Origin of the sequence: Agrobacterium vitis, assembly GCF_013337045.2 — a bacterium.
GTDB classification, from domain to species: Bacteria; Pseudomonadota; Alphaproteobacteria; order Rhizobiales; family Rhizobiaceae; genus Allorhizobium; species Allorhizobium vitis_B.
Genome location: NZ_CP118260.1, coordinates 473,417 through 496,046 on the forward strand (window position 1 = coordinate 473,417; position 22,630 = coordinate 496,046).

At 58.1% G+C, this 22,630-nt stretch carries 19 protein-coding genes; 8 read left to right on the plus strand and 11 right to left on the minus strand.

Annotated features, from left to right (window positions below; all coding sequences use genetic code 11):
* Positions 1–9: 9 nt before the first annotated feature.
* The 11 genes from G6L01_RS20005 to G6L01_RS20055 all read right to left on the minus strand — a co-directional run bounded on the left by G6L01_RS20005 (position 10) and on the right by G6L01_RS20055 (position 12,684).
* Complete coding sequence (locus tag G6L01_RS20005) at positions 10–915, minus strand: sugar phosphate isomerase/epimerase family protein (RefSeq protein WP_070165345.1); 906 nt, start codon at positions 913–915, stop codon at positions 10–12.
* The gene (locus G6L01_RS20010) at positions 912–2,060 is read right to left on the minus strand and encodes a sn-glycerol-3-phosphate import ATP-binding protein UgpC (protein WP_070165346.1); all 1,149 of its coding nucleotides are present in this window, start codon (positions 2,058–2,060) and stop codon (positions 912–914) included. The genes G6L01_RS20005 and G6L01_RS20010 overlap by 4 nt, the downstream gene beginning before the upstream one ends.
* A gap of 40 nt (positions 2,061–2,100) precedes the next feature.
* Positions 2,101–2,988, minus strand: a complete 888-nt coding sequence (locus G6L01_RS20015; protein WP_070165347.1) for an ABC transporter permease subunit — start codon at positions 2,986–2,988, stop codon at positions 2,101–2,103.
* A gap of 7 nt (positions 2,989–2,995) precedes the next feature.
* Positions 2,996–3,886 (minus strand): carbohydrate ABC transporter permease, encoded by an 891-nt coding sequence (locus tag G6L01_RS20020; protein ID WP_070165693.1) that lies wholly within the window; start codon positions 3,884–3,886, stop codon positions 2,996–2,998.
* A gap of 76 nt (positions 3,887–3,962) precedes the next feature.
* Entirely contained in the window at positions 3,963–5,306 is a 1,344-nt protein-coding gene (locus G6L01_RS20025; protein ID WP_070165348.1) for an extracellular solute-binding protein, read from the minus strand.
* A 309-nt stretch (positions 5,307–5,615) separates the two neighbouring features.
* Positions 5,616–6,458, minus strand: coding sequence for an ABC transporter permease (locus G6L01_RS20030; protein ID WP_060717359.1), 843 nt, complete (start codon positions 6,456–6,458; stop codon positions 5,616–5,618).
* A gap of 3 nt (positions 6,459–6,461) precedes the next feature.
* Positions 6,462–7,340: an ABC transporter permease gene (locus G6L01_RS20035; protein ID WP_070165349.1), complete on the minus strand. Its 879-nt coding sequence runs from the start codon at positions 7,338–7,340 to the stop codon at positions 6,462–6,464.
* Positions 7,337–8,434, minus strand: coding sequence for an ABC transporter ATP-binding protein (locus G6L01_RS20040; protein ID WP_081344085.1), 1,098 nt, complete (start codon positions 8,432–8,434; stop codon positions 7,337–7,339). The genes G6L01_RS20035 and G6L01_RS20040 overlap by 4 nt, the downstream gene beginning before the upstream one ends.
* Positions 8,435–8,556: 122 nt before the next feature.
* The gene (locus tag G6L01_RS20045; RefSeq protein ID WP_070165695.1) at positions 8,557–9,732 is read right to left on the minus strand and encodes an extracellular solute-binding protein; all 1,176 of its coding nucleotides are present in this window, start codon (positions 9,730–9,732) and stop codon (positions 8,557–8,559) included.
* Positions 9,733–9,926: 194 nt separating this feature from the next.
* A complete protein-coding gene (locus G6L01_RS20050; protein WP_070165351.1) occupies positions 9,927–11,672 on the minus strand; it encodes an amylo-alpha-1,6-glucosidase in 1,746 nt (581 codons plus the stop codon).
* A gap of 16 nt (positions 11,673–11,688) precedes the next feature.
* Entirely contained in the window at positions 11,689–12,684 is a 996-nt protein-coding gene (locus G6L01_RS20055) for an ROK family protein (protein WP_156584150.1), read from the minus strand.
* A 535-nt stretch (positions 12,685–13,219) separates the two neighbouring features.
* Here G6L01_RS20055 and G6L01_RS20060 point away from each other — a divergent pair.
* The 8 genes from G6L01_RS20060 (at position 13,220) to G6L01_RS20095 (ending at position 22,628) form a co-directional block, all read left to right on the plus strand.
* The gene (locus tag G6L01_RS20060; protein WP_081356526.1) at positions 13,220–15,121 is read left to right on the plus strand and encodes an ABC transporter substrate-binding protein; all 1,902 of its coding nucleotides are present in this window, start codon (positions 13,220–13,222) and stop codon (positions 15,119–15,121) included.
* Positions 15,122–15,340: 219 nt separating this feature from the next.
* On the plus strand, positions 15,341–16,327 hold the full coding sequence (locus G6L01_RS20065) for an ABC transporter permease (protein WP_070165352.1): 987 nt from the start codon (positions 15,341–15,343) through the stop codon (positions 16,325–16,327).
* A gap of 9 nt (positions 16,328–16,336) precedes the next feature.
* A complete protein-coding gene (locus G6L01_RS20070; RefSeq protein WP_070165353.1) occupies positions 16,337–17,476 on the plus strand; it encodes an ABC transporter permease in 1,140 nt (379 codons plus the stop codon).
* Positions 17,477–17,484: 8 nt separating this feature from the next.
* Complete coding sequence (locus G6L01_RS20075) at positions 17,485–18,519, plus strand: ABC transporter ATP-binding protein (RefSeq protein ID WP_070165354.1); 1,035 nt, start codon at positions 17,485–17,487, stop codon at positions 18,517–18,519.
* Complete coding sequence (locus G6L01_RS20080) at positions 18,516–19,547, plus strand: ABC transporter ATP-binding protein (RefSeq protein WP_070165355.1); 1,032 nt, start codon at positions 18,516–18,518, stop codon at positions 19,545–19,547. Before G6L01_RS20075 ends, G6L01_RS20080 begins: the two co-directional genes overlap by 4 nt.
* A 156-nt stretch (positions 19,548–19,703) precedes the next feature.
* The gene (locus tag G6L01_RS20085) at positions 19,704–20,360 is read left to right on the plus strand and encodes a response regulator transcription factor (RefSeq protein ID WP_012653871.1); all 657 of its coding nucleotides are present in this window, start codon (positions 19,704–19,706) and stop codon (positions 20,358–20,360) included.
* Between the two features lie 3 nt (positions 20,361–20,363).
* Positions 20,364–21,746: a sensor histidine kinase gene (locus G6L01_RS20090; RefSeq protein ID WP_070165356.1), complete on the plus strand. Its 1,383-nt coding sequence runs from the start codon at positions 20,364–20,366 to the stop codon at positions 21,744–21,746.
* A 177-nt stretch (positions 21,747–21,923) separates the two neighbouring features.
* A complete protein-coding gene (locus G6L01_RS20095) occupies positions 21,924–22,628 on the plus strand; it encodes an MtnX-like HAD-IB family phosphatase (RefSeq protein ID WP_070165357.1) in 705 nt (234 codons plus the stop codon).
* The last annotated feature ends 2 nt before the right edge of the window (positions 22,629–22,630 follow it).

Genomic DNA, 22,630 nt, shown 5'->3' on the forward strand with positions numbered 1-22,630 from the left:
TAACCAAAATCAGCGCAGGTTCACCAGCTTCGCCAGTTCGCGGGCGCGGTCCAGGCAGCGGGGCTGCTGGTCGAGGAAGCGTTCGGCGCCGATTTCCATGATCAGCATGGTGTCGGGCAGGAAAGTGAGTTCTGCAAAGATCTCATCCCAGGCGATATCGCCCCAGCCAAGCGGCAGATGCAGGTCGCCGATGCCGAGTGCGGTTGCTTCCGCGTTATGGAAGAATTCCTTCATCGTGCAAGGCAGGCCAAAGCTGTCATGGACGTGGAGATGGCCGGTTACCGGTGCCATGGCGCGCAATTGGTCGCGGAAATCCAGTCCCTTGAAGGTGGATTCGATATAGGCATGGGAAAAGTCGATCAGGGCGACGACATGGTCATGGCCGATGGCCTTGACCGTTTCGGCCACCTGGCTTGGTGTCTGGCGATATTGGCCGGTCTCGGTGGTGAAGATGTTTTCAAGCGCGATGCGCACGCCATAACCCTTGGCGATATCGGCCATTTCCAGCAGAGCCTCGCGCTCCATCTTGTCGAGATCCGCACCGTCAACGCCGTCTACCGGCTGGGCTGCACCCGAATGGTGAACGAGGATACCAGCACCAAGCCGGTCGCACAGTTCCAGCATGGCGCGAACCACGTTCTTTTGCAGATGCAGATGCTCGCGGTCCATGAAATTGGAACTGACCTGGCCGTGCAAGGACAGTTTCTTGAAGCTGTATTGGCTGACAATGTCAGCGACGCGCTGGGTGCGATCTTCGATAATACGGCCACCAGAGATGATTTCTTCGCCATAGATACCGATTTCGCAGGCCGTCGCGCCGGAATCGGCGATTTCACGCAGTGAAGCGTCCAGTGTCGTCAGATCGCCCTTGCCGGTGCGATTGCAAAAGCCAATGGCGGAAATAGTGTCGGTCATGAAAGAACTCCAATGGTCTGTGTCGATGAGGTCTGGTTATGGGCGGAAGGGCTGTTTGCGGTGCCAGTCATGGGAGAAAAGTCGATCCGCTTCTGGCTCTCGCTGTCGAAGAAGTGCAATTGCTGCTGCGGGAGAAGCAGCCCGATCGTGTCACCAGCCGTCACCTGCGCTTCTTCGGGGACAGCAATGGCAAAAGGCTGGCCAGCCAATTCGCAATGGACGACGCGGCCAACACCCAGTTCTTCGACGAATTCGATGAGTGCAGGTACGCCCTGGCCGTGGCTGGCAAGACGGCATTGTTCCGGGCGGATGCCGACGATCACATCGCGGCCGCGCAAAGTATGGGCGACGACCGGATCGATTTCGACCGATGCACCGCTGATGCGAATGGTGGAGGTTTCCACTTCGACGCGGGCGTCGAACAGGTTCATGGCCGGGGAGCCGATAAACGAGGCGACGAACGTGGTGGCCGGGCGATGATAGATGTCGAGCGGTCTGCCGACCTGTTCCACATGGCCACGGTTCATCACCACCAGCCGGTCCGCAAGTGTCATCGCTTCCACCTGGTCATGGGTCACGAAGACCGAGGTTGCCGAGAGGCGCTGGTGCAGTTTGCGGATTTCGGCGCGCATGGTGACGCGCAGCTTGGCGTCGAGATTGGACAGTGGCTCATCGAACAGAAAGACCTTCGGCTCGCGGATAATGGCGCGGGCCATGGCGACGCGCTGGCGCTGGCCACCGGAAAGGGCGGCGGGCCGACGGTCGAGATAGTCCTGCAAGCCGACGATTTTTGCGGTCTCAAGAATGCGCCGGTCACGCTCGGCTTTGGCAACGCCAGCCACTTTCAGCGCATAGCCGATATTGCCGGCCACCGACATATGTGGGTAAAGCGCGTAATTCTGGAACACCATGGCGCAACCGCGCTCGCGTGGCTCCAATGTGTTGACGACACGTCCATCGATAGCGATTTCGCCTGAGGTAATGTCTTCGAGCCCGGCGATCATCCGCAGCAGCGTGGATTTGCCGCAGCCGGAGGGACCGAGAATGACCACGAATTCACCTGAGCCAAACAGCAGATCTATGCCATGCAGGGTCGGCGTCTTGCCGTAGCTTTTGCGCACTGCGCGGATGTCGATATCAGCCATTGTCTTTGAACCTTGTTGTTCTTGCAGGCGCTTTTCAGCGTCACTTTTCCGTGGAGACCAGACCGCGCACGAACCAGCGTTGCAGCACGGCAACCACAACCAGTGGCGGGGCCATGATCATCAGGGAACCGGCGAGCGTGACGTTCCAATCGGGGATGCCATTGTCAGACGGCAGCAGTGAGCGCAGCGACATCATCACCGTCTTGTAGTTCGGGTCGGTCACCATCAGCAGCGGCCAGAGATACTGGTTCCAGCCATAGACGAACATGATGGTGGTCAGCGCCAGCATGTTGGTGCGCGAGAGTGGCAGCAGCATTTCAAAGAAGAAACGGATTGGCCCGGACCCGTCCATGCGTGCTGCCTCAGCCAATTCATTGGGCAGGGTCATGAAAAACTGCCGGTAGAGAAAGGTACCGGTTGCCGTGGCGACCAGCGGTAGGGTCAGGCCCGCATAGGTGTTGAGCAGGTTCCACTCGATCTTGATGTCGATGCCAAACAGCGTGGACAGGATGGATTTGACCGGCTGGAACAGATCGGCTGCTACCGCATAGGTCGGCACGACCCGGACTTCGAGCGGCAGCATTAGGGTGATGAACACGCCCCAGAAAAACACGTGTTTCAGCGGCGTGCGGAAAAACACGATGGCAAAGGCGGTCATGGCCGATAGTGCGACTTTTCCGAGCGTCACCAGGGCCGCCATGATCAGGCTGTTGGTCATGGCCGTGCCGAGATCGGCCCGCGTCCATGCCTGGCTGGCATTGGTCAGGAACTCGCCCTGCGGCAGGAAGCTGAAGGGAACGGCATTGACCTGCGGCATCGTCTGGCTGGCGCCAGCGATCACCACGATGAATGGTCCGATCAGCAGCAGGAGTCCCAGGACCATGATGGCATAGGTTACGGCGTTGGCGATTGGTGTGCGCTGGATCATTCCGGCCTCACTTGTAATGCACGCGCTTCTCGATGAAGCGGAACTGGATGAAGGTGCAGATCATGATCAGCCCGATCAGAATGATGCTCTGGGCCGATGCGCCGGAATAGTTGAGACCTTTGAACGCCTCGTCGACGATCCTGTAGACCATGACTTCTGTACCGTGGTTCGGCCCGCCGCCCGTCATCGAATGGACGATGCCGAATGTGTCGGCGCCAACGAAGCCTTCCGTCATCATGGTGACGAGCAGAAAAAACAGGGTGGGCGCAAGCAGCGGCACCTGCACGTCGAATGCGCGGCGCAAGGGACCGGCGCCATCCATGGCGGCGGCTTCGCTAAGCGCACGCGGTACAGATTGAAGGCCTGCCAGCAGGAAGATGAATGTATAGCCCGACCATTTCCAGATGAAGACGATGATAACAAGCGCCAGCGCATGGCTGCCGTATTTGGCCGGGTTCCAGAGATCTGGAGAAAAGGAATTGACCATGGCCGCCAGCCCGCGGTCGGGCGCCAGGATGAAGCGGAAGGCAATACCCGCTGCCGGTCCGGCAATGGCGAAGGGCAGGATGTAGAAAAACCGGAAGAAACCGGTGCCGGGCAATTGCCGGTCGACCGCAAGCGCCAGCACAAGGCCGATGAGAATGGCGAAGAACGGACCGACGGTGGCAAAGATCAAGCTGACAGAGACCGAATTCCAGTAGAATGGATCGGTCAGTGCTTCCTTGAAATTGGCAAGACCGACGAATTCCGCAGCACCACCAAACGGTGGTTCAAGGGTGAAGGCCCAATTCACCACCGCAGCCACCGGCCAGTAGAAGAACAGGATGATCAGGATGATCTGCGGCAGCGCAAACAGGATAGGAAGCCACCAGTTCTTGAAAACGGCGCGTTGTTCCATGTCGTGACCAATATGCTGGAATGAAGGAGGAAGCCCGCCGATCCGGCAGGCTTCCGGGAGCAATGACCGCCGAGGCTTAGTTCAGCTTCTGACCGGCATAGGTCTTTTCAAAGCGGCGCAGGATGGCGTTGCCACGCTCGACCGTCTGGTCCAGCTGGGTCTGCACATCGGCATTCTGCATGAAGATCGCCTCAAACGAGGTCGAGACTTCCTTGCGGATCTGGGTGAAGCTGCCCAGGCGGATACCGCGGCTGGTATCGGATGTCGGCGTGTAGGTCAGGCTGGCAATGGCCAGTTCACGGCCCTTGTAAGGTGCCTTATCGTAGAAACCATTGGCTTTCATGGCATCGAAACCGGTCTTGGTGACAGGAATATAGCCTGTGACCGTTGACCACCATTGCACCATATCCGGCTGCCCGAGGAAGTTGAGGAAGGCAGCAGCCCCCTTGTATTCGGCTTCCGGACGACCGGCGAGAACCCAGAGCGAAGCCCCGCCCACCAGCGAATTCTGGCGCTCGGTACCCTTCCAGACCGGCAGCATGGCGACATCCCATTTGACGTCAGCGGGCAGCGTCTTGCCGACGGTGCCGTGGTCGGCAATCGACGACTGGATCATCTGGCAGGTCTGCGAGGTGAAGGCCGGGACGACATCCATGCCGAGCTGCTTGGTCTTGACCACGAACAGCTTCTCGTCCTGCATCTTCTTGAAGAATTTCACATGGTCAACGAACTTGGTTTTGTTGAAAACCAGTTCAGCATCGAGACCCTGATAGCCATTGGCCTTGGTGGCGATTGGCTGGTTGTGGATGGCGGAAAACTGTTCCAGCATCGACCATGGATCGAAATTGAAGCCCAGCGGGCATTCATAGCCAGCGGCTTTCAGCTTGCGGGCTGCTTCCTCGACATGTTCCCAGGTATCCGGCTTGAAGGTAATGCCAGCCTTCTCAAACGCGCTGACATTATAATAGAACATCGCGGTCGAGGAGTTGAACGGGAAGGACTGCAATTCGCCGCCAGCCGTGGCGTAGTAATTGGCGATGCCGCCGAAATAATTATTCCAGTCGATCTTGTAGCCATTGTCGGCCATCAGTTTCTTGGCGGGAATAAAGGCCTTGGACAGCATCAGGTCCAGCGTGCCTGCATCGTAGATCTGGGCGATGGCTGGCTGCTTCTTGGCGCGGTAGGCGGCAATGGTGTTTTGCAGGGTGGTATCGTAATCGTTCTGCGAGGTGCAGACAATTTCGAAATTGGCCTGGCTGTCGTTGAACTTGCGGCAGGCGTCCTGGACGCGCTCGCCAAGGTCGCCGCTCAGGCCATGCCAGAACTCGAACTTGACCTTTTCGGCCATAGCCGGTGCTGCCCCCAGCGTCGTAGCGGCCAATAGGCCAGCCAGCAAGGTTTTCAAAGCGTAGATTTTCATCGCAAATGCCTCGTTTTCAGGAAAACAATTCCGCTTTACCCCCGGAAATTGAGGGGGTTCTAACGGGCATTTATGATGGCTCGACTACGCTTCCGTGACGTTGGGGTGAAGATTTTTCGTCTGATTGATGACAGGCTAATACGAAGAGCCATTGAAAATGACTCTTCGTATTCCACTTTCGAATATCTCAAGCCTCTAATGCATTTGAGATATTCGAAACTCCTTCAAGTCGAGGATGCACAGCATCTTCGAGACTTGGTATAATCGACAGCGCCGCGCTTTCTATAGAGCGCGGTGCTGTTTATCGGTTCACGCCGCTGGTTGCTGTTTTGCCCTGGCAACGATTTGCGTCGGGCTAACGAATTGCAGGGCGATGACCAGCCAGAACAGGGTGGTGACCATATAGACCACGGCCATGGCATCGATGGATTGCGATGCGCGAACCCCGGACGCGAAGACCGCATAGTAGAGCGATACTACCAGCGTTTGCGTCGTCGGCCCGGCAATCAGGAAGGTCAACTCGAACATGGCGATGGTGCGCACCAGCACCAGCAGCAGCGCGGCCAGCATGCCAGGCAACAGCAGCGGTAGCAGGATGCGGGTGAACAGGCTCCAGGTGCCAGCCCCGAAGACCTTGGCCGCGGCCTCAATGCGCGGGTCGATCTGCTCGATGAAGGGGATCATGACCAGAATGACGAAGGGCAGGGACGGCACGAGATTGATCAGCACTACGCCCCAGAAGGTACCGCCAAGGCCGACCTGATAGAGAACCGTGGCCAGCGGAATGCCATAGGTAAGCGGCGGCACCAGAAGCGGCAGCAGGAAGGTGAGAATGACCAGCTTTTTGCCGGGAAAATCCCGCCGGGCCAGCGCATAGGCGGTCATCACTCCGAGCAGGCCGGAAATAATCACCACCGTAAAAGTGATCTGGAAGGTGACGGCGACGACGCTGGACAGCTGAAACTCGCTCCAGGCGTCGGAATACCAGCGGGTGGTCCAGCCGGTCGGCAGCCATGTACCCAGCCAACGCCGGGCAAAGGAGTTGACCACGACGGAGGCAATCACCGCCACGAGGTTGAGGATGAACAGCCCGGCGAGCGCCCAGACCGCCATACGCCAGAGTTTTGAGCCGATGCCCTGATCGCGGATCATGATCTAGCCTTTCGTTCCGGCGACGGGGCCGCGATAGAAGAGGGAGCGCAAGGCCAGGATGGCCGCGACGATTGCCAGTTCGATAACGCCCATGATGATGGCGATGGCCGAGCCCAGCGAGTGATTATATTGCTCGAAGGCGGCCTGATAGGCAGCAATCGAAATCACCCGCGTTGGCCCGGCGGGTGCACCGAGCAACACAGCCGAGGGAAAGACCGCAAACGCTTGCACGAAGGACAGGCAGAAGGTGACGGCAAGGCCCGGCACCAGCAGCGGCAGAAACACGTTCATGAAGCGCTTGCGGGCATTGGCCCCCAATGTTGCCGCCGCCTGTTCGATGGCTGGATCGATGCCGGTGACGTAGGACAGCGTCAGCAGGAAGGCGAAAGGAAAGCCCGAAATCAGCAGCGACGCAAATACGCCCCAGTAATTGTTGGTGAGCTTGACCGGCGTATCGAGAATGCCGATCAGGATCAGGCTGCGGTTGAACCAGCCTTGGGGGCCGAGAAAAGTCAAAAGACCGTCCGCGATAAAGACGGTGCCGAGTGTGACCGGCAGCACGAGAATGGTGGTCAAAAAACGTTGGCGCGTCATGAGCCGCACCCGGAAGGCAATCGGCAAGGCCAAAGCCAGATTGACCACCGTGACCGGCAGCGCCAGCCAAAGCGTGGCGGAAATGGTCTTGTATTGAAACGGGTCGGTGAAGAAGGTGACGTAATTGGTGTACCAGGCGCCCTCTGCTGGTGTCAGCGAGTCGATTACGCCGAAGATGAACGGATAGATGAACAGCGCGAGGATGACCAGCAAGCCTGGCAATACCAGGAGCGTCGTGCCGTCTATCCCCCTGGCTGCAAGCGAGACACGAAGCGAAGACTGGCTCATGCATCACCCTTAAAGATCAATGCACGGCCTTCTGCCGGACGAACACTGGTGGCGGTGCCGCGTGGCAGCACTGTATCCGAGCGAAAATGAACCTCTGCGCCGTCGCTGGCTTCTGCGGCGCCAAAATAGGCTCTACCACGATATTCCATGGATTTGACCGTCACTGGAATGCCGCTGCCATCCTGAACGGCGATCATATCCTCCGGTCTGACGCTGAGCACAGCCGCATCGCCGACCTGTACCGATTGGCGGGGCGTGCCGACAGTGGTTGCGCCCGCGGCTTCGATCTGGGCCTCATTGCCGGATACGGCTGTGATACGCCCGGCAATTCGGGTGCGAAAACCCATGAAATCGGCGACATCCACATGGTTCGGGCGCATGTAAAGATCTTCCGGCGTACCGATCTGGCGGATGTGACCCTGGCTCATCACCACGATCCGGTCTGCCATCGACAGCGCTTCGTCCTGATCGTGGGTGACGTAGATGGTCGTGGAGCCGATCTGGTCGTGAATGGCGCGGATATCGGCGCGCATTTCCAGGCGCAGCTTGGCATCGAGGTTGGAAAGCGGCTCATCCATCAACACGACCGGCGGGCGAATGACGATGGCGCGGGCAATGGCGACACGCTGCTGCTGGCCGCCGGAGAGTTGTCCTGGTAATTTATCCGCCTGCGAACCGAGCCGCACCAGCTCAAGGGCGGCTTCGATGCGGCGGTCGGCTTGCGTGCCTTTGATGCCTTGCATGGAGAGGCCGAAGCCGACATTGCGCCGCACGGTCATGTGGGGAAACAGCGCGTAGCTCTGGAAAACCATGCCGAAGCCGCGCTTTTCCGGCTCCAACTGATCGATGCGCTGGCCGCCGACCCGGATTTCGCCACCCGTCAGCGGCAAAAGCCCGGCGATACAGTTCAGCGCGGTGGATTTTCCGCAGCCGGAAGGGCCGAGCAACGCGATGAATTCGCCCGGCTCGATAGCGAGATCGATACCGTCAAGCGCTTTATAGGCCCCGAAGGCACGGCGAAGGCCGACAAGCTCAAGACGCGCGCCTTGTTTGGGCTGTGTACCCGGTGTCGATAATGGGGCTGGCGAGACCAAGTTAATCTCCTGTCTGCGGAAAAATCATAAGTAAGCCCTCCCGGACCCGGAGATCCGAGGGAAAAATATGTGAATGATTGCGTATAGGCCCCGCCGCGCCAAAGGCTCCGCGGGGCAAAGACTCAGCCCTTGGCGGCGCCGATCTTTTCGTCCCAGATGCGGAAGGCATCGACGATCTTCGATGGATCGAGCGGCACTTCCAGCGGGTTATTGGCGATCCAGCCGTCATATTCCTTGCGGCCAAATTCGGCGATGGCGTCCTGGCTCTTCTGGGGCGCCATGGAAATCGTCACATCCTTGACCGCCGGGCCGGGATAGAAATAGCCGTCGTCAAAGGCAATCGCCTGTTGCTGGGGCTGAAGAATGAAGTTGATCACATCCAGCAGGACCGCGAGCTTTTCTTCCGAAACACCCTTCGGAATAACGGCGTAATGGGCGTCAGTGACCCAGTGGAAGCCCTTGAGGGTCGCTACCTTGGCCTCTTCCGGCACGATGCCGAGCACGCGGGGATTTATGTCCCAGCCGGTGGTAGTGACGACAATATCGCGGGTACCCTCGCCAAGCTCCTTCATCACCTGCGTGGTGCCGGTGCCGTAATATTCGACGTTTTCGCCGATTGCCTTCAGGTAATCCCAGGTCTTGGCCCAGCCGTTGACAGGATCTTTGGGGTCCTTATCACCCAGCAGGTAAGGAAGACCCATCAGGAAGGTCCGGCCCGGACCGGAATTGGCGGGGCGCGCATACATGAAACGCTTTGGATTGGCCTTGGTCCAGGCCAGCAGTTCCTCGGCAGTGCCCGGCACCTGCTTGACCCTGTCAGGCATATATTCGATCAACGGCCCGGATGGATAATAGGTGACAACGACGCCCTGGTTCTGAGCAAGCGCCTGCATCTTGAAGGCTTGCGGCAGCAGGATTTTCTCAAGATCCGGCAGGTCAGCCTTATGGGCGGACAAATCAACCCAAAGCCCTTGCGAAAGGCCAGCCGCCAGCGCATCCGTTCCGGTCAGCACCAGGTCGATATCGACCTTGCCTGCGGCCTGCTGCGCCTTGAGTTTTGACGGCAATTCCGGGGCAGGGGCCTTTGTGAAGGCAAAACGCGACACCCATTGCGGCTTTGCCGCAGCATATTTCTCAAACATGCCCTGGGTCAGCGCCAGGTTGCCGGCCACGTCAGCGACAGTGATGGTGACAGGACTAGCCGGTTGTTTGGGGGCAGCCATGCCAAGGCGCGGCAACAGGCCGAGCCCGGCAACACCAGCGGCCGTACCCATGAATGTTCTTCTATTGATCGTCACCAACATATCCTCCCAGATTTCCACCCTCGGAAAGGGCTCCCGAAGATAGTGATATGTTAGTATGCGACTTGATGTCAACGTATAGATGCAGGCATATTATCGTGACGACATGCATCCTGCTTTTCAGATCTGTCCCGGAAGAGGGCGATGGGAGCCCCATAAGTCCGGAGAGCCATTGTTAATGGTTCCTCGTCTTAGGCGATGTGGCCAGCGGCAATCGCCGCTTCAACCTGCGGCCTGTATTGCAGGATGGCGGCGGCGTGCATTCCGGTCCAGCCTTGGAGCAGCGAGCCGCGCCCGAAGGGTGGTGAGAAATATTCGACCGAGCCGATCCAGCCATTTTCAAGACTGGTCTGCCACCAGCGCAGCATCGGATAGTCCCAGCCGTCCATACCGTATTTCAATCGCTGTTCAGCATAGAGGCCGGAAAGATAGGGCCAGTCGGAGCCATTGTGATAGCGATAGGCAAAGGCGGACTTGGCACGGGTATCGGCGGGCCGCTTGAAAGGCGGCCAGGCGCACATCACACCCCAGTCGCCATAGGGTTGGCGTGCATTGTTGCGGGTTTCCAGCAGGGCCGCGACATGGCCAAGCACGTTTCTGGCCCGTTCACCTGACACGGCATCGAACCGCAGCAGCGTCAGGCTGTCGAGCGTCAGGTGGTCCTCGACGAAATCGCTTTTCAGGCCGTAATCGGCATACCAGCCATGGGGGGTGAGAAGCGCTTCATCCAGCGATGCGCGGGCCTTGATTGCCGTCTGTTTCGCCTCTTTGGCCACAGCCTCGTCCTGATGGGGGCCGAATTCTGCTATTGCATCCAGCGCGCCGATCCAGAGTCCGAGATCATAGGCGACATAGCCATGGCGATAAACGTTGTCTGCCCAGTCGCGGTCGTGCCGGGGTTTGACGGCCAAGCCGTTTCCAGCAGTGTCGAAGCCTTGATAGCGGCGGAAAATCGCTTCGATGGTCTTCCAGTGACGGGTAAGGACGGTTTTGTCGCCGGTGGTGCGGATATAATCGCCAATCGTCAAGATGAAGAACAGCGGACTGTCGAAATGATCGCTCCACCAATCGGTGCGCCGCAGGTGTTCCATCCTGTAGTCATCGGAGGTGGTGCGGAATTTCTCCCACTCCTCGCCCTGTTTCGGACCGGTCAGAATGACGCCGCTCGGGCTTTCGCCATCAGGTTGGATGCCGGTTGCCAGCAGGTCGATCTGACCCCGTACCGCATCCGGTTCGAGGTGCAGCAAGGCCTGCAAGGTCCAGTAGCCGTCGCGGTAATAGGTGCGCGTCGGGGCGCTATAGGCCTGGCCTGCGGCAAGCCCTAGAAAAGAGCCGTCTTCGGCGCGGCGAATGCTGGAGAGCGAGGCATGGGCGCTCTGAATTGCCATGCTGCGCATCAGCGGTGGCGCTTGGGGCAGCAGATCGCAGCGCGTCACATGGGCCTTGCTCTCGGCGATGATCGTCTCAACGGGCAGGGCCATGCCCCGTTCGGCTTCCGCGTCGCTGGCACCCGCGGCAACGACGATCACGCCGTCGCCCTTGTCTTCGACAATGGCCACGCCCCATGGTGTGCGGATGATCCGCCTTGCGCCGCTGCGCGTCACTTTTTCCGGCTTGGTCAGCGTTCCCCACCAGGCGCAGCGGCGTGCCGGGCGTGTGGATTTCAAATGGCTGCCGGTCAGCACAAGGACTGGGGCGGATTGGGCGACATAGAGGCCATGGTCTTTGCCGGTCATCTGGTTCGGCGCATAGACGAACGGGCCGCTCCAAGAGTGAAGGGCGATGTTTGCGATCCGGCCGCAGCCCCAGAGTGACAGTTCAAGCCGTCCTTCCGGCAGAAAATCACCTTGCAGGCGCGGTGCCATGAACGCCAATTGCAGGGGCAATTCGCTTTCGACAAGGCCGTCTGGCCGTGCATTCGCCTTGGCTTTATCCATGTCTCTCCCCTGTCTGTTATCGGTTTTTCGTATCGGATTGTCCCGGATGAGGGACGCGGTTTTTCAAGGCCAGTGCCACGGCACCAATCATGCCCGCCTGCATGCCGAGCCGGCTTTGTTTCAGCGGGCTTTCGAACGGCAGCAAGGGTCCCAGATGCGCCTGGAGAAGGGTGAAGAATTCCGGCTGGGAGCCGATGCCACCACCAATCACCGTGACAGCCGGGTCCAGCAGCGCATGGACGGCGGCGATACCGATCGATGCCTGTTTTGCCACACTGTCGATGGCAGACCGGGCCTGTTCATTGCCTGATCGTGCCAGTGAAAACAGGTCGGCAACGGTCTCGCCGTCTGTTGTGAATCGTTGGCGGATGCCGCTGGTGCCGACGCCATCTTCGTAAAGTCCGTTTTCTGACAAGGGTGCTGTCTCATGGGGAGATGCGCCGATCGGCAGATAGGCAATTTCGCCAGCCCGGCCAGCCGCCCCGCGCCATGGCTCTCCATCCAGGACTATGCCCATGCCAACGCCGGTTCCGAACGAAACGAACACCAGTGAACCAAGCCCTTGACCGGCGCCAACCCATGCTTCGCCATAGGCGGCGAGATTGACATCATTTTCCACCGTCACGGGGCAGGAGATGAAGCGCGACATCAGGTCCGCGAGGGGCCTGTCAACCGGCAGAGCCAGGTTGGGAGAAAGAGAGGAAAGGCCGGTTTTAGGATCAACGGCGCTGGGAACGCCAATCACGATATTGTCCAGCTCTTGCGCCAAGGCGCCCACATCCGAAAGGAGGGTGGTAATTAACCTTGCCATTTGCGCGAGAACGGGTGCATCTTCGCCGTGCAGCGTGGGTTCTTCCCGTGTGGCAACAATCTGCTCCTGGCTGCGGGCAATGCCGGCCAGAATTTTTGTGCCGCCAAGGTCGATGCCAATGACCCAGCCATTGCCGGGGCCACGACCAGAGATCCGCGCACGGCCCGATTCATCTTCCCGAGGGCTTGCGGTGTTTAGCAAATGCTTCGCCGAGCTGGGCACAATTGCATTTCCTGTTTTGTTCGGTGTGTTGACGAACTATTATGGACTGGTATCTGCCCTGTCAAGTCTCTCTCGCCAACAGGCAGAACGTCGTGGAGTTGCCGGTCAAGGAGCGGCTAACCTCAGGCTCAACCCCTGCAATCGCCCTGTTTGGCGGGCTTTTATCCTTCTCCACGAATTCGCTTGACACATAGCGGCAAATCCTATTTCGTTCGTCATGTCAACGAACCAATTAAGAAGTTTCAGGGCGATTTCGATCCGGTTCTGACTGGCGGAGGTGGCCGGACAAGACGATGACATACTGCATGATTGCATCGGGTTTTCAGGATTCGAGCGGGAAATTATGCAGGCAAAAGAAAATGCTACAGCGATTTTGTGGATGTGGTGACCGCACGGCGCTGTATTTCCCATCATCCGCCGTCTCGCCTGCAAGGGAACAGCAAGGTGAAACCGGCCCGCGCAATTGCGTGAACCAAAGCTTGAGTTCACCGGTGGCCATCAGGAGGAAAATTCGATGCAGAAAAGCGTTTTGAAATGGGTTGGCGGTGGTTTTGGCGTCATGCTGTCGCTGACCAATGCCTATGCGTTCGGCGAGGCGCCGATGTTGAAGAGCCAGGTCGATGCGGGCAAGCTCCCGCCGGTCGAGCAGCGCCTTCCCAAGAAGCCTGCCATCATTCCTGTTTATACCGAGATCGGCACCTATGGCGGCACGCTCCGGCGCGCCTATAGCGGCATCGGTGACCGCATGGGGTCCACCAAACTGATCGAAGAGCGCGCCTTGAAGTTGCAGCAATCGTCCGACGGCAAGGTCGATCTGGTGCAGCGTTTTGTCGAAAGCTGGTCGGCCAATGCCGATTCAACCGAATTTACCTTCACGCTGCTCGATGGCATGAAATGGTCCGATGGCGTGCCGGTCACCACGGAAGATGTGAAATTCTGGTATGAGGACCTGTTCCTCAATACCGATCTCAATCCCAGCCCTCCCGGCTTCCTGTTTTCCGGCGGCAAGCCGATGAAGCTCGATATTGTCGATGCGCATACGTTCAAGGTCAGCTTTGCCCAGCCTTATGCGCTGTTTCCTTATGTTCTGGCGGTTCAATCGACGGGATGGCCGGGCCTCGACAAGCCGAGTTTTATTCAGCCGGCTCATTATCTGAAGAAATTCCTGCCGAAATACAGCACGCCGGCAGAGCTGGACGCCATCGTCAAGGCCAAGGGTGTTCCCAACTGGCGGGCGCTCTGGGATCTGAAAGGCGTGATCCAGGCATGGTGGTTGAACCCGGATCTGCCGGTCGTGACCGCCTGGAAGGTCGTGACGCCGCCACCGGCCAGCACCATCGTTTTCGAGCGTAATCCTTATTACTGGGCAACCGACAAGGCTGGCAACCAACTCCCGTATATCGACCGGATCGAAGCCAAGCTCTTCCAGGACCACCAGGCGGTTAACCTGATGATCGTTCAGGGCCAGATCGACTTCCAGTCGCGTTTTGTTGAGGCGCGGGATTACCCGCTGCTCAAGGAAAACGAACAGGCCGGAAATTACACCGTTCACCCTTGGAAGAGCGGCGAAAACCTGGCGATCATTCCCAATATCAACGATACCGACGAGGTGAAACGCAAGCTGTTTGACGATATTCGCTTTCGCGAAGCGTTGAGCATCTCGATTGACCGCGAAGCCATCAACGAGACAGTGTTTTCTGGTCTGGCCATGCCAAGAGCCGCCGCGCCAGCCAAGGGGTCGCCTTACTATGACCCCGAATTCGAGACCAAGTGGACCGGTCTCGATATTGATCGCGCCAATACGTTGTTGGACGAGATCGGCCTGAAAAAGGGTAGCGATGGGTTCCGCACCGGGCCGGATGGCAAGCGCCTCAGCCTGGTGATCGAGACGATTGACGAGAATATTCCGCCTGAGATGGTCGAGGTGATCCGTCAGGGCTGGCAGCAGATTGGCATTGAAGGACTGATCCGTTCGGTCGATGAAACCGCCAGCTTGCAGCATATCAAATCTGGCAATTTCGATATCATCACCGCCTATGCCGACCGGTTGCTTATGCCGCAGGCCGATCCAACCCTGCTGCTTGGCCGGGAATCCTACGCCAACGCCTATTTCGAATGGTACAATTCCGCTGGCAAGAGCGGCACGGAGCCGCCGAAGGATCACCCGATCCGCAAGCTGTTTGCGGCCTGGACTGCCGCGTCAAGCTCCAAGACCGTGGATGAAGCCAACCAGCATATGAAGGACATGATCAACGTCATGAAGGACAATGTCTGGATGATCGGTCTTGTCGGCGAATCTGTCACGCCCTTCGTCGTCAACAACAAGATCGGCAATTTCCCCGATGTGATGACCAACGAAGAAGCCCTGCGCAATGAAGGCAATGCCATTCCGGCGCAGCTGTTCTTCAAGAAGTGATCGATGACGGCGGCCTTGCATCTTTGCAGGCCGCCGCAAATTTCCTTGTGGGCGAGGACGCGATGGAACAACGCCCTATCAGGGCTTGACGATGCTCACGTATCCTCGCGCGCAAGGGAATGCACATATCTCAAATCTATCAGCGGTTTAAGGTGTCTGCAAAAGGAATAGGAAGGGTCATTTTCAATGACACTTCGTCGGAATGGTCGGGAGAAAGTGATGACATCCTATATCTTGAACCGGTTTGCCTGGGCCATTCCCATGCTGTTCCTGGTTTCCATCGCCGCCTTTACGGTCATCCAGCTGCCTCCGGGTGATTATGCCACAGCGCTTGTCGCGGAAATGCGGGCGAATGGCGATACCCCGCCTGAGGGCACCGAGGAGCGGTTGCGCCATCAGCTTGGCCTCGACCGTCCGATGTATGAGCAATATTCGCAGTGGATCGGCAATATCGTTCTGCACGGTGATTTCGGCACTTCCTTGACCTATAACCAGCCGGTCTCCAACCTGATCTGGGGCCGGTTGGCCTTGACGCTGGCAATCTCCTTTTCATCGCTGTTGCTCACCTGGGTGATCGCCATCCCGATTGGTGTCTATGCAGCTGCGCGCCAATATTCGTTTCTCGATTATTTCTTTACGGTTTTTGGCTTTCTCGGTCGGGGGTTCCCGGAGTTTCTCTCGGCCCTGATCCTGATGTGGCTGGCCTATTCCTGGATGGGAATGAATGTCGGCGGGCTGTTTTCACCGCAGATGCAGGACGCGCCCTGGAGCATCGCCAAGGTCGCCGACATGCTCGGCCATTTGTGGATACCGTTGCTGGTGCTTTCGACCAGCGGTGCGGCTGGCCTGATCCGCATCGTGCGCGCCAATATGCTGGATGAGCTGAACAAGCCCTATGTCGAAACCGCGATGGCGCAAGGCCTGACGGAATGGAGCGTCATCTGGCGTTATCCAGTGCGGGTGGCGCTTAATCCGTTCATTTCCACCATTGGTTGGGCGCTGCCAGCGCTAATTTCCGGCGATGTTATCACATCCGTGGTCTTGAACCTGCCGACCACCGGACCGCTGCTGCTGCGTGCGCTGCAAAGCCAGGACATGTATCTGTCGGGAAGCTTCATCCTCATTCTCGGCGTCTTCACCATCCTCGGCACCATCGTGTCCGATATCCTGCTGGCGGTCTCCGATCCGCGCATCCGCTACCGATAGGAGCAGACCATGACCAATGTAACGCTCAACGACATGGATGAAGCCCGGCCCGAAGCCGGGCGCGCGGAAAAGCTCTACCAGGCCAGCCCCCGGCAATTGATGTGGTGGCGCTTCAAGCGTCATAAGGTGGCGATGGTTTCGGGGATGATCCTCATCCTGGCCTATCTGGTCACGGGGCTAGCCGAATTCACGGCACCCTATGATGCATTCCAGGGCAATGCTCGTACGACATTGCTGCCGCCCCAGGCCTTGCATCTGTTTGACGAGGAGGGAAATTTCCACGGCCCCTTCGTCTATGCGACGACCCGCACGCGCGATCCCGTAACCTTGAGGCCGATGTACAAGCCGGATACGTCGAAGATCGTGCCGATCCGGTTTTTCGTTCAGGGACAGACCTATCGGTTCTGGGGCTTGATCGAGGGGAACCTGCGTCTGTTCGGTGCTGCCGGGCAGGATAAGATCAACCTGCTCGGCACCGATACGCTGGGACGCGATGTGCTGTCGCGACTGATCTATGGCGGGCGTATCTCGCTATCGGTCGGGTTGATCGGCGTTGCCGTCAGTTTCGTTCTCGGCCTGACGCTGGGGTCGATTTCCGGTTATTTCGGCGGGATCACCGACAATATCGTCCAGCGCGGCATGGAATTCCTGCGTTGCATTCCGACCATACCCTTATGGATGGGCCTTGCCGCAGCGCTGCCGATCACCTGGGACCCGCTGTTTGTCTATTTCCTCGTGACGCTGCTGTTGTCGCTGATCGGCTGGACCTATGTGTCCCGCACCGTTCGGGGCCGGTTCCTGTCGGTGAAGAATGAGGATTTCGTGCTGGCCGCCCGGTTTTGCGGCACGTCGGAATCTCGGATCATCACCCGGCACATGCTGCCATCGATGACCAGCTATATCATCGCCGCGCTGACGCTTTCCGTGCCGGACATGATCCTTGGGGAGACGGCGTTGAGCTTTCTTGGCCTTGGCCTGCGTCCGCCAGTGGTCAGCTGGGGCGTGTTGCTGCAAGAGGCGCAAAACCTGCGCACTATCTCGCAGGCGCCCTGGCTGCTGGCGCCGGGGGCGGCCATCGTCATCGTCGTCCTTGCCTTCAATTTTCTCGGCGATGGCCTGCGTGACGCAGCCGATCCCTATAGCAAATGAGTGACGTCATGCCCGAAGAGAGCGTAAAGCCTGTCATCGAGATCGATAATCTCAAGGTTCACTTTCAGGTCCGTGAAGGCGTGGTCAAGGCTGTCGATGGCGTCAGTTTGAAGCTGATGCCGGGTGAAGTGCTTGGCATCGTTGGCGAAAGCGGCTCCGGAAAATCGATTACGGTGCGGGCAATTATGCAATTGCTGCCCAAGGTTGGCAAGATTTCCGATGGCCAGATCCTGTTCAACGGCGTTCCCGGCAAGACGACCGACATCGCCAAGCTGGATCGCAATGGCCGCGACATGCGCGCCCTGCGCGGTGGCCGGATCGGCATGATCTTTCAGGAGCCGATGACGGCATTGTCGCCGGTGCACACCATTGGCCATCAGGTGATGACGCCGATCCTGCTGCACAGCCAAGGCAGCAAGGCGGATGCTGAAAAACGGGCACGAGAAGTGCTCGACATGGTCCGGCTGCCCCGTATCGACGAGATGATGCGCAGCTATCCGCACCAGCTTTCCGGCGGCATGCGCCAGCGCGCCATGATCGCCATCGCGCTCGCCTGCCGACCCCAGGTGTTGATTGCCGACGAGCCGACAACGGCGCTGGACGTGACCACCGAGGCGCAAATCCTTGATCTGCTGAAGGAATTGAGGGCAGAGCTTGGCATGTCGATCATCTTCATCACCCATAATTTCGGCGTGGTCGCCGATATCGCTGACCGGGTCTCGGTGATGTATCTCGGCAACGTCGTGGAAACCGGGAGGACCGAGGATATTTTCTACGATCCGAAACACCCTTATACGCGGGCCTTGCTCAATTCCATCCCAAGACTTGGGGCTGCGAAACAGCACCGGCTGAACACCATTCCTGGCATGATCCCCGATCCCTTCAACCTGCCTGACGGTTGCGTGTTTCACCCCAGATGCGAGCTTGCCAGGGATGGAGACTGTCGTCGGATATACCCAGCCGTAACCCGGATTGATGACGAACGCATGGCCCGTTGCCATGTTGTCGCGGAAGCGATGCAAGCAGGGAGTGCCGCGCAATGACGGAGCTATCCATGGCACCCGAGCTATTGATGGATGTCGCTGATCTGAAGAAACATTTTCCGATCCATTCCGGCTTTCTCGGACGCCAGACCGGCGCCGTGCGTGCGGTGGAGAATGTCAGTTTTCAATTGCGCAAAGGCGAGACCCTGGGACTGGTCGGCGAAAGCGGTTCTGGCAAATCCACCGTCGCCCGGCTGCTGCTGCGGGCCTTTCCGGTCACTGAAGGACGGGTGACATTCCGCCGCCGCAACGGATCACTGATCGACATCGCCAAGGCGGGCAATGCCGAGATGCGCGAATTGCGCGATGAGGTCCAGATGATCTTTCAGGACCCGTATTCGTCGCTCAATCCGCGCCTGCGATTGCTGGAGATTATCGGTGAGCCGCTGATCAACAAGAAGGTGGCGAAATCGGAAATCGAGGACCGGGTGGCGGAGCTATTAAAGCTCGTTGGTCTTCGTCCCGAATTCATGAGCCGTTATCCGCATGCCTTTTCCGGCGGCCAGCGCCAGCGTATCGGCATTGCACGGGCGCTTGCCGTCAACCCCAGTTTCATCGCTGCCGACGAAGCGGTTTCGGCACTGGATGTCTCGGTCGCAGCCCAGGTGGTCAACCTGATGCAGGATTTGCAAGAACAGTTCGGCCTGACCTATCTGTTCATCACCCATGACCTGTCGATGGTCGAGCATATCGCCAACCGGGTTGGTGTGATGTATCTGGGCAGGCTGGTGGAAATTGCCGATACGGCAAGTCTGTTCGACAAGCCACGCCATCCCTATACCGAGGCCTTGCTGTCATCTGTGCCGCAGCCAGATCCCCGCGCCAACGCCGCCAAGAAGCGGATCATCCTCAAGGGTGAAATCCCCAATGCCGCCAAGCCGCCGTCCGGCTGCGTTTTTCATCCCCGCTGTCCCTATGCGACCGATATCTGCCGTCAGGTGGAGCCACAGCTGGAAGCGCTAGATGGCAGCGACAATGCTGTGCGCTGTCATCGTGCAGCGGAACTGGATCTGGCGGGCGTTCGCTGAAAGGTGCACGAAGGGCGATCACTCTGCGCCGATGCAGGTCCTTGCGCAAATGTGACTCGATTTGCAGCGCAAACTGTGCAGTAGAATGCGCGATTGGGCTGGCGCGGACGTTTGGACGGTTCTGTGCTAGGCAAAGCATATGTGAGAGTATCGGCATTGCGGATTCTGGTTGTCGAAGATGATGTCATTCTGGGTTCTTCCCTGAAGAAGGCCTTTGAGAAACACGCCTATGGCGTGGATCTGATGCGTGATGGCGAATCCGGGCTGCTTGCCATTCAGGATAATGACTATGCTGTTGTTATTCTGGATGTGAACCTGCCGAAAGCCAGCGGTTTCGAGGTGGTTCGAACCTTGCGCGCCAGCGGCAACAAGGTTCCGGTCCTGCTGCTGACGGCGCTGGACAGTATCCGCTCGCGGGTCGAGGGCCTGGATGAAGGGGCCGACGATTACCTGGTCAAGCCTTTCGATCTGGACGAGCTTCTGGCGCGCGTGCGGGCGCTTGCCCGCCGGTATGAAGGGCGCACCGAGACATTGATCCGGTGCGGCAATGTCGAGCTTGACCCTTCCGCGATGATCGCCCGCCAGAATGGCACGCCCCTGCATGTGGCTGGCAAGGAGTTCCATCTGCTCAAGCTGCTGATGGAGCGTGCCGGGCGCTATGTGACCAAAAGCGATATCGAATACGCCCTCTACGATATTTCGGCGATGGTGGAGAGCAATACGATAGAAGTAACGATCTACAGTCTGCGCAAAAAATTAGGCGCCGATTTCATCAAATCCATCAGAGGCGTCGGCTATATGGTCGAGCGGTGACACGTGACACTCAGTCAAAGACTGTTCCTGAGAATTCTGCCGACGCTGATCATTACCATCGCGCTTGTCGGCGCCTTTGCGTATCGAAGCGCCGACCGCGAGATCGAAAATATCTATGATGCGGAGTTGATCAACGACGCCAATACGCTTTGGGTCCTTCTCAACCATCCGCTCGCCAAGAATTCGGACAAGCCGATTGTCCAGATCCCGGATCTGGATTTCAACATGGACGATCAACTGTCCCTGAACGAAGATGCCGATGATTACGCCGACGCCCATGCCTTCCGGGCCTGGAAGAATGGCCATCTGGTCATGGTCAGCAGCAATTCCTTTCCGGAATCGGTGCCGGAATTCAAGCGCGGCTTTTCCAATTTCAAGATCAACAACGAAGCCTGGCGGGTCTATTCCCTGCCCATCCCCAATTCCGAAGTCACGATCGAAGTGGCTGAGAAAATGGCGCTGCGCGACGGGCTGGTTGCCAATATCATTCTCAACCTGTCCTTTCCATTGATGATCCTGGTGCCGGCCATCGCCATTGTTGTGTGGTTCGTCATTCATAATGGCCTCAACCATATCCGGGTGCTTGTCCGGCAGATCAGGTCACGGACGCCCGACGATCTTTCGGCAATTTCCACCGATGGTCTGCCGCGCGATCTTGTGCCGCTGGTCGGCTCGCTCAATCAGTTCATGGAAAAGCTGCGTATATCCCTGACGCTTGAACGCCGCTTTGCCGATCTCGCCGCCCATCAGTTGCGCACGCCGCAGGCTGGCATAAAGCTGCTGCTGCAATTGATCGAGCGGTCGGATTCGGAGGAGGAGCGACAGGCGTTGATGAAGGATCTGACCGCCAGCAATGAGCGGGCGATGCATCTGATCGAGCAGATGCTCAATCTGGCCCGCGTTAGTCATCAGCCTCTGAACCTGCAACAGGCCAATCTGTTCGATCTGGTTGCCAAGGTGCTGGCAGATTTCGGTCCGGTCTTCAACGAACGGCGTTTGCAGGTTGAACTTTCTGGAGATGAAGAGGCACTGGTGGCCACCGACAGCAGCTTGTTGCGAATGATGATCGACAATATCGTTGACAATGCCATCAAATATTCCCCGGATGCTGGCGCAATCCAGGTTACGATTACCTCGAAAGGGGCCTGCTGGTGTGTTTCAGTCAATGACAGCGGCCCGGGCATTCCCGTTCAGCATCGTGACAAGGTTTTTCAGCAATTCTACCGGTTGCCGACAACCGAGCCCGAGGGGACCGGGCTTGGCCTTGCCATCGCCGCTGCAATTGCGGCCCGACTGTCGGTCGATATCGAACTGGGTATGCCTGATTGGGGCTATGGCTTGCGCATGGACCTGCTTGTGCCAGCGGGGACGCTCACTGCGGCTTGACTGGCAGCTCACAGTCATAGGCTGTAAATAAATGATTATAAAACAAAATTTTTAATGCGCTGAAGACGCCGCATGGCCGAGCGGTAAAAAATCGACATTTAAGTTTCACTTCATTTTCGCCTAATCCAGCTTTCAGTTCGCGGTTCTAGGGTTGCTTCACAGATTGAAGGAACCACCATGCAAGCTTTCTGCGATTTTGACGGCACGATATCGAAACAGGATGTGACCGACCTGGTGCTGGAGCGCTTTGCTCTGCCCGAGTGGACGGACCTGGAGGCGCAATGGGATGCAGGAGAGATCAATTCCGCTGAATGCATGCGGGCTCAGATCCGTCTGCTTCAGGCTTACCGGCATGAGATCGACCGGTTTCTCGGCGAGGTCGAAATCGACGCTGGCTTTGCCGAATTCCGCCGCTACTGCCTGCAGAACCATATCCGCCTGACCATCGTCAGCGATGGCGTCGATTATTTCATTCGCCGTGTTCTCAGCCATCACGGCATCACCGATATCGAGGTGATCGCCAACCGGATGCTGGAACCGTCTTGTGGCAACCCGACGGTCTTCGACCTCGACCATCCCTTTGCCCGCACTGGCTGCCTAACCGGATCGGGTGTCTGCAAATGCAATATCATCCGGTCTGGCGATGCGGATCACATCTATATCGGCGATGGCCGCTCGGATTTCTGCGTCTCCAGCCATGCAGCCAAGCTGATCTTTGCCAAATCCAAACTGGCGATCCATTGCCAGGAAAACCGGATCCCCTTCATCGCTTACCGCGATTTCACCGATATCACAGCCGCACTCAAGACCTTGAAAACCAAATCCCTGGCGATCGGGGCTGGTGCTGCTGTGACGACTGTTCCTGCATCGAAAATAGCATAGGA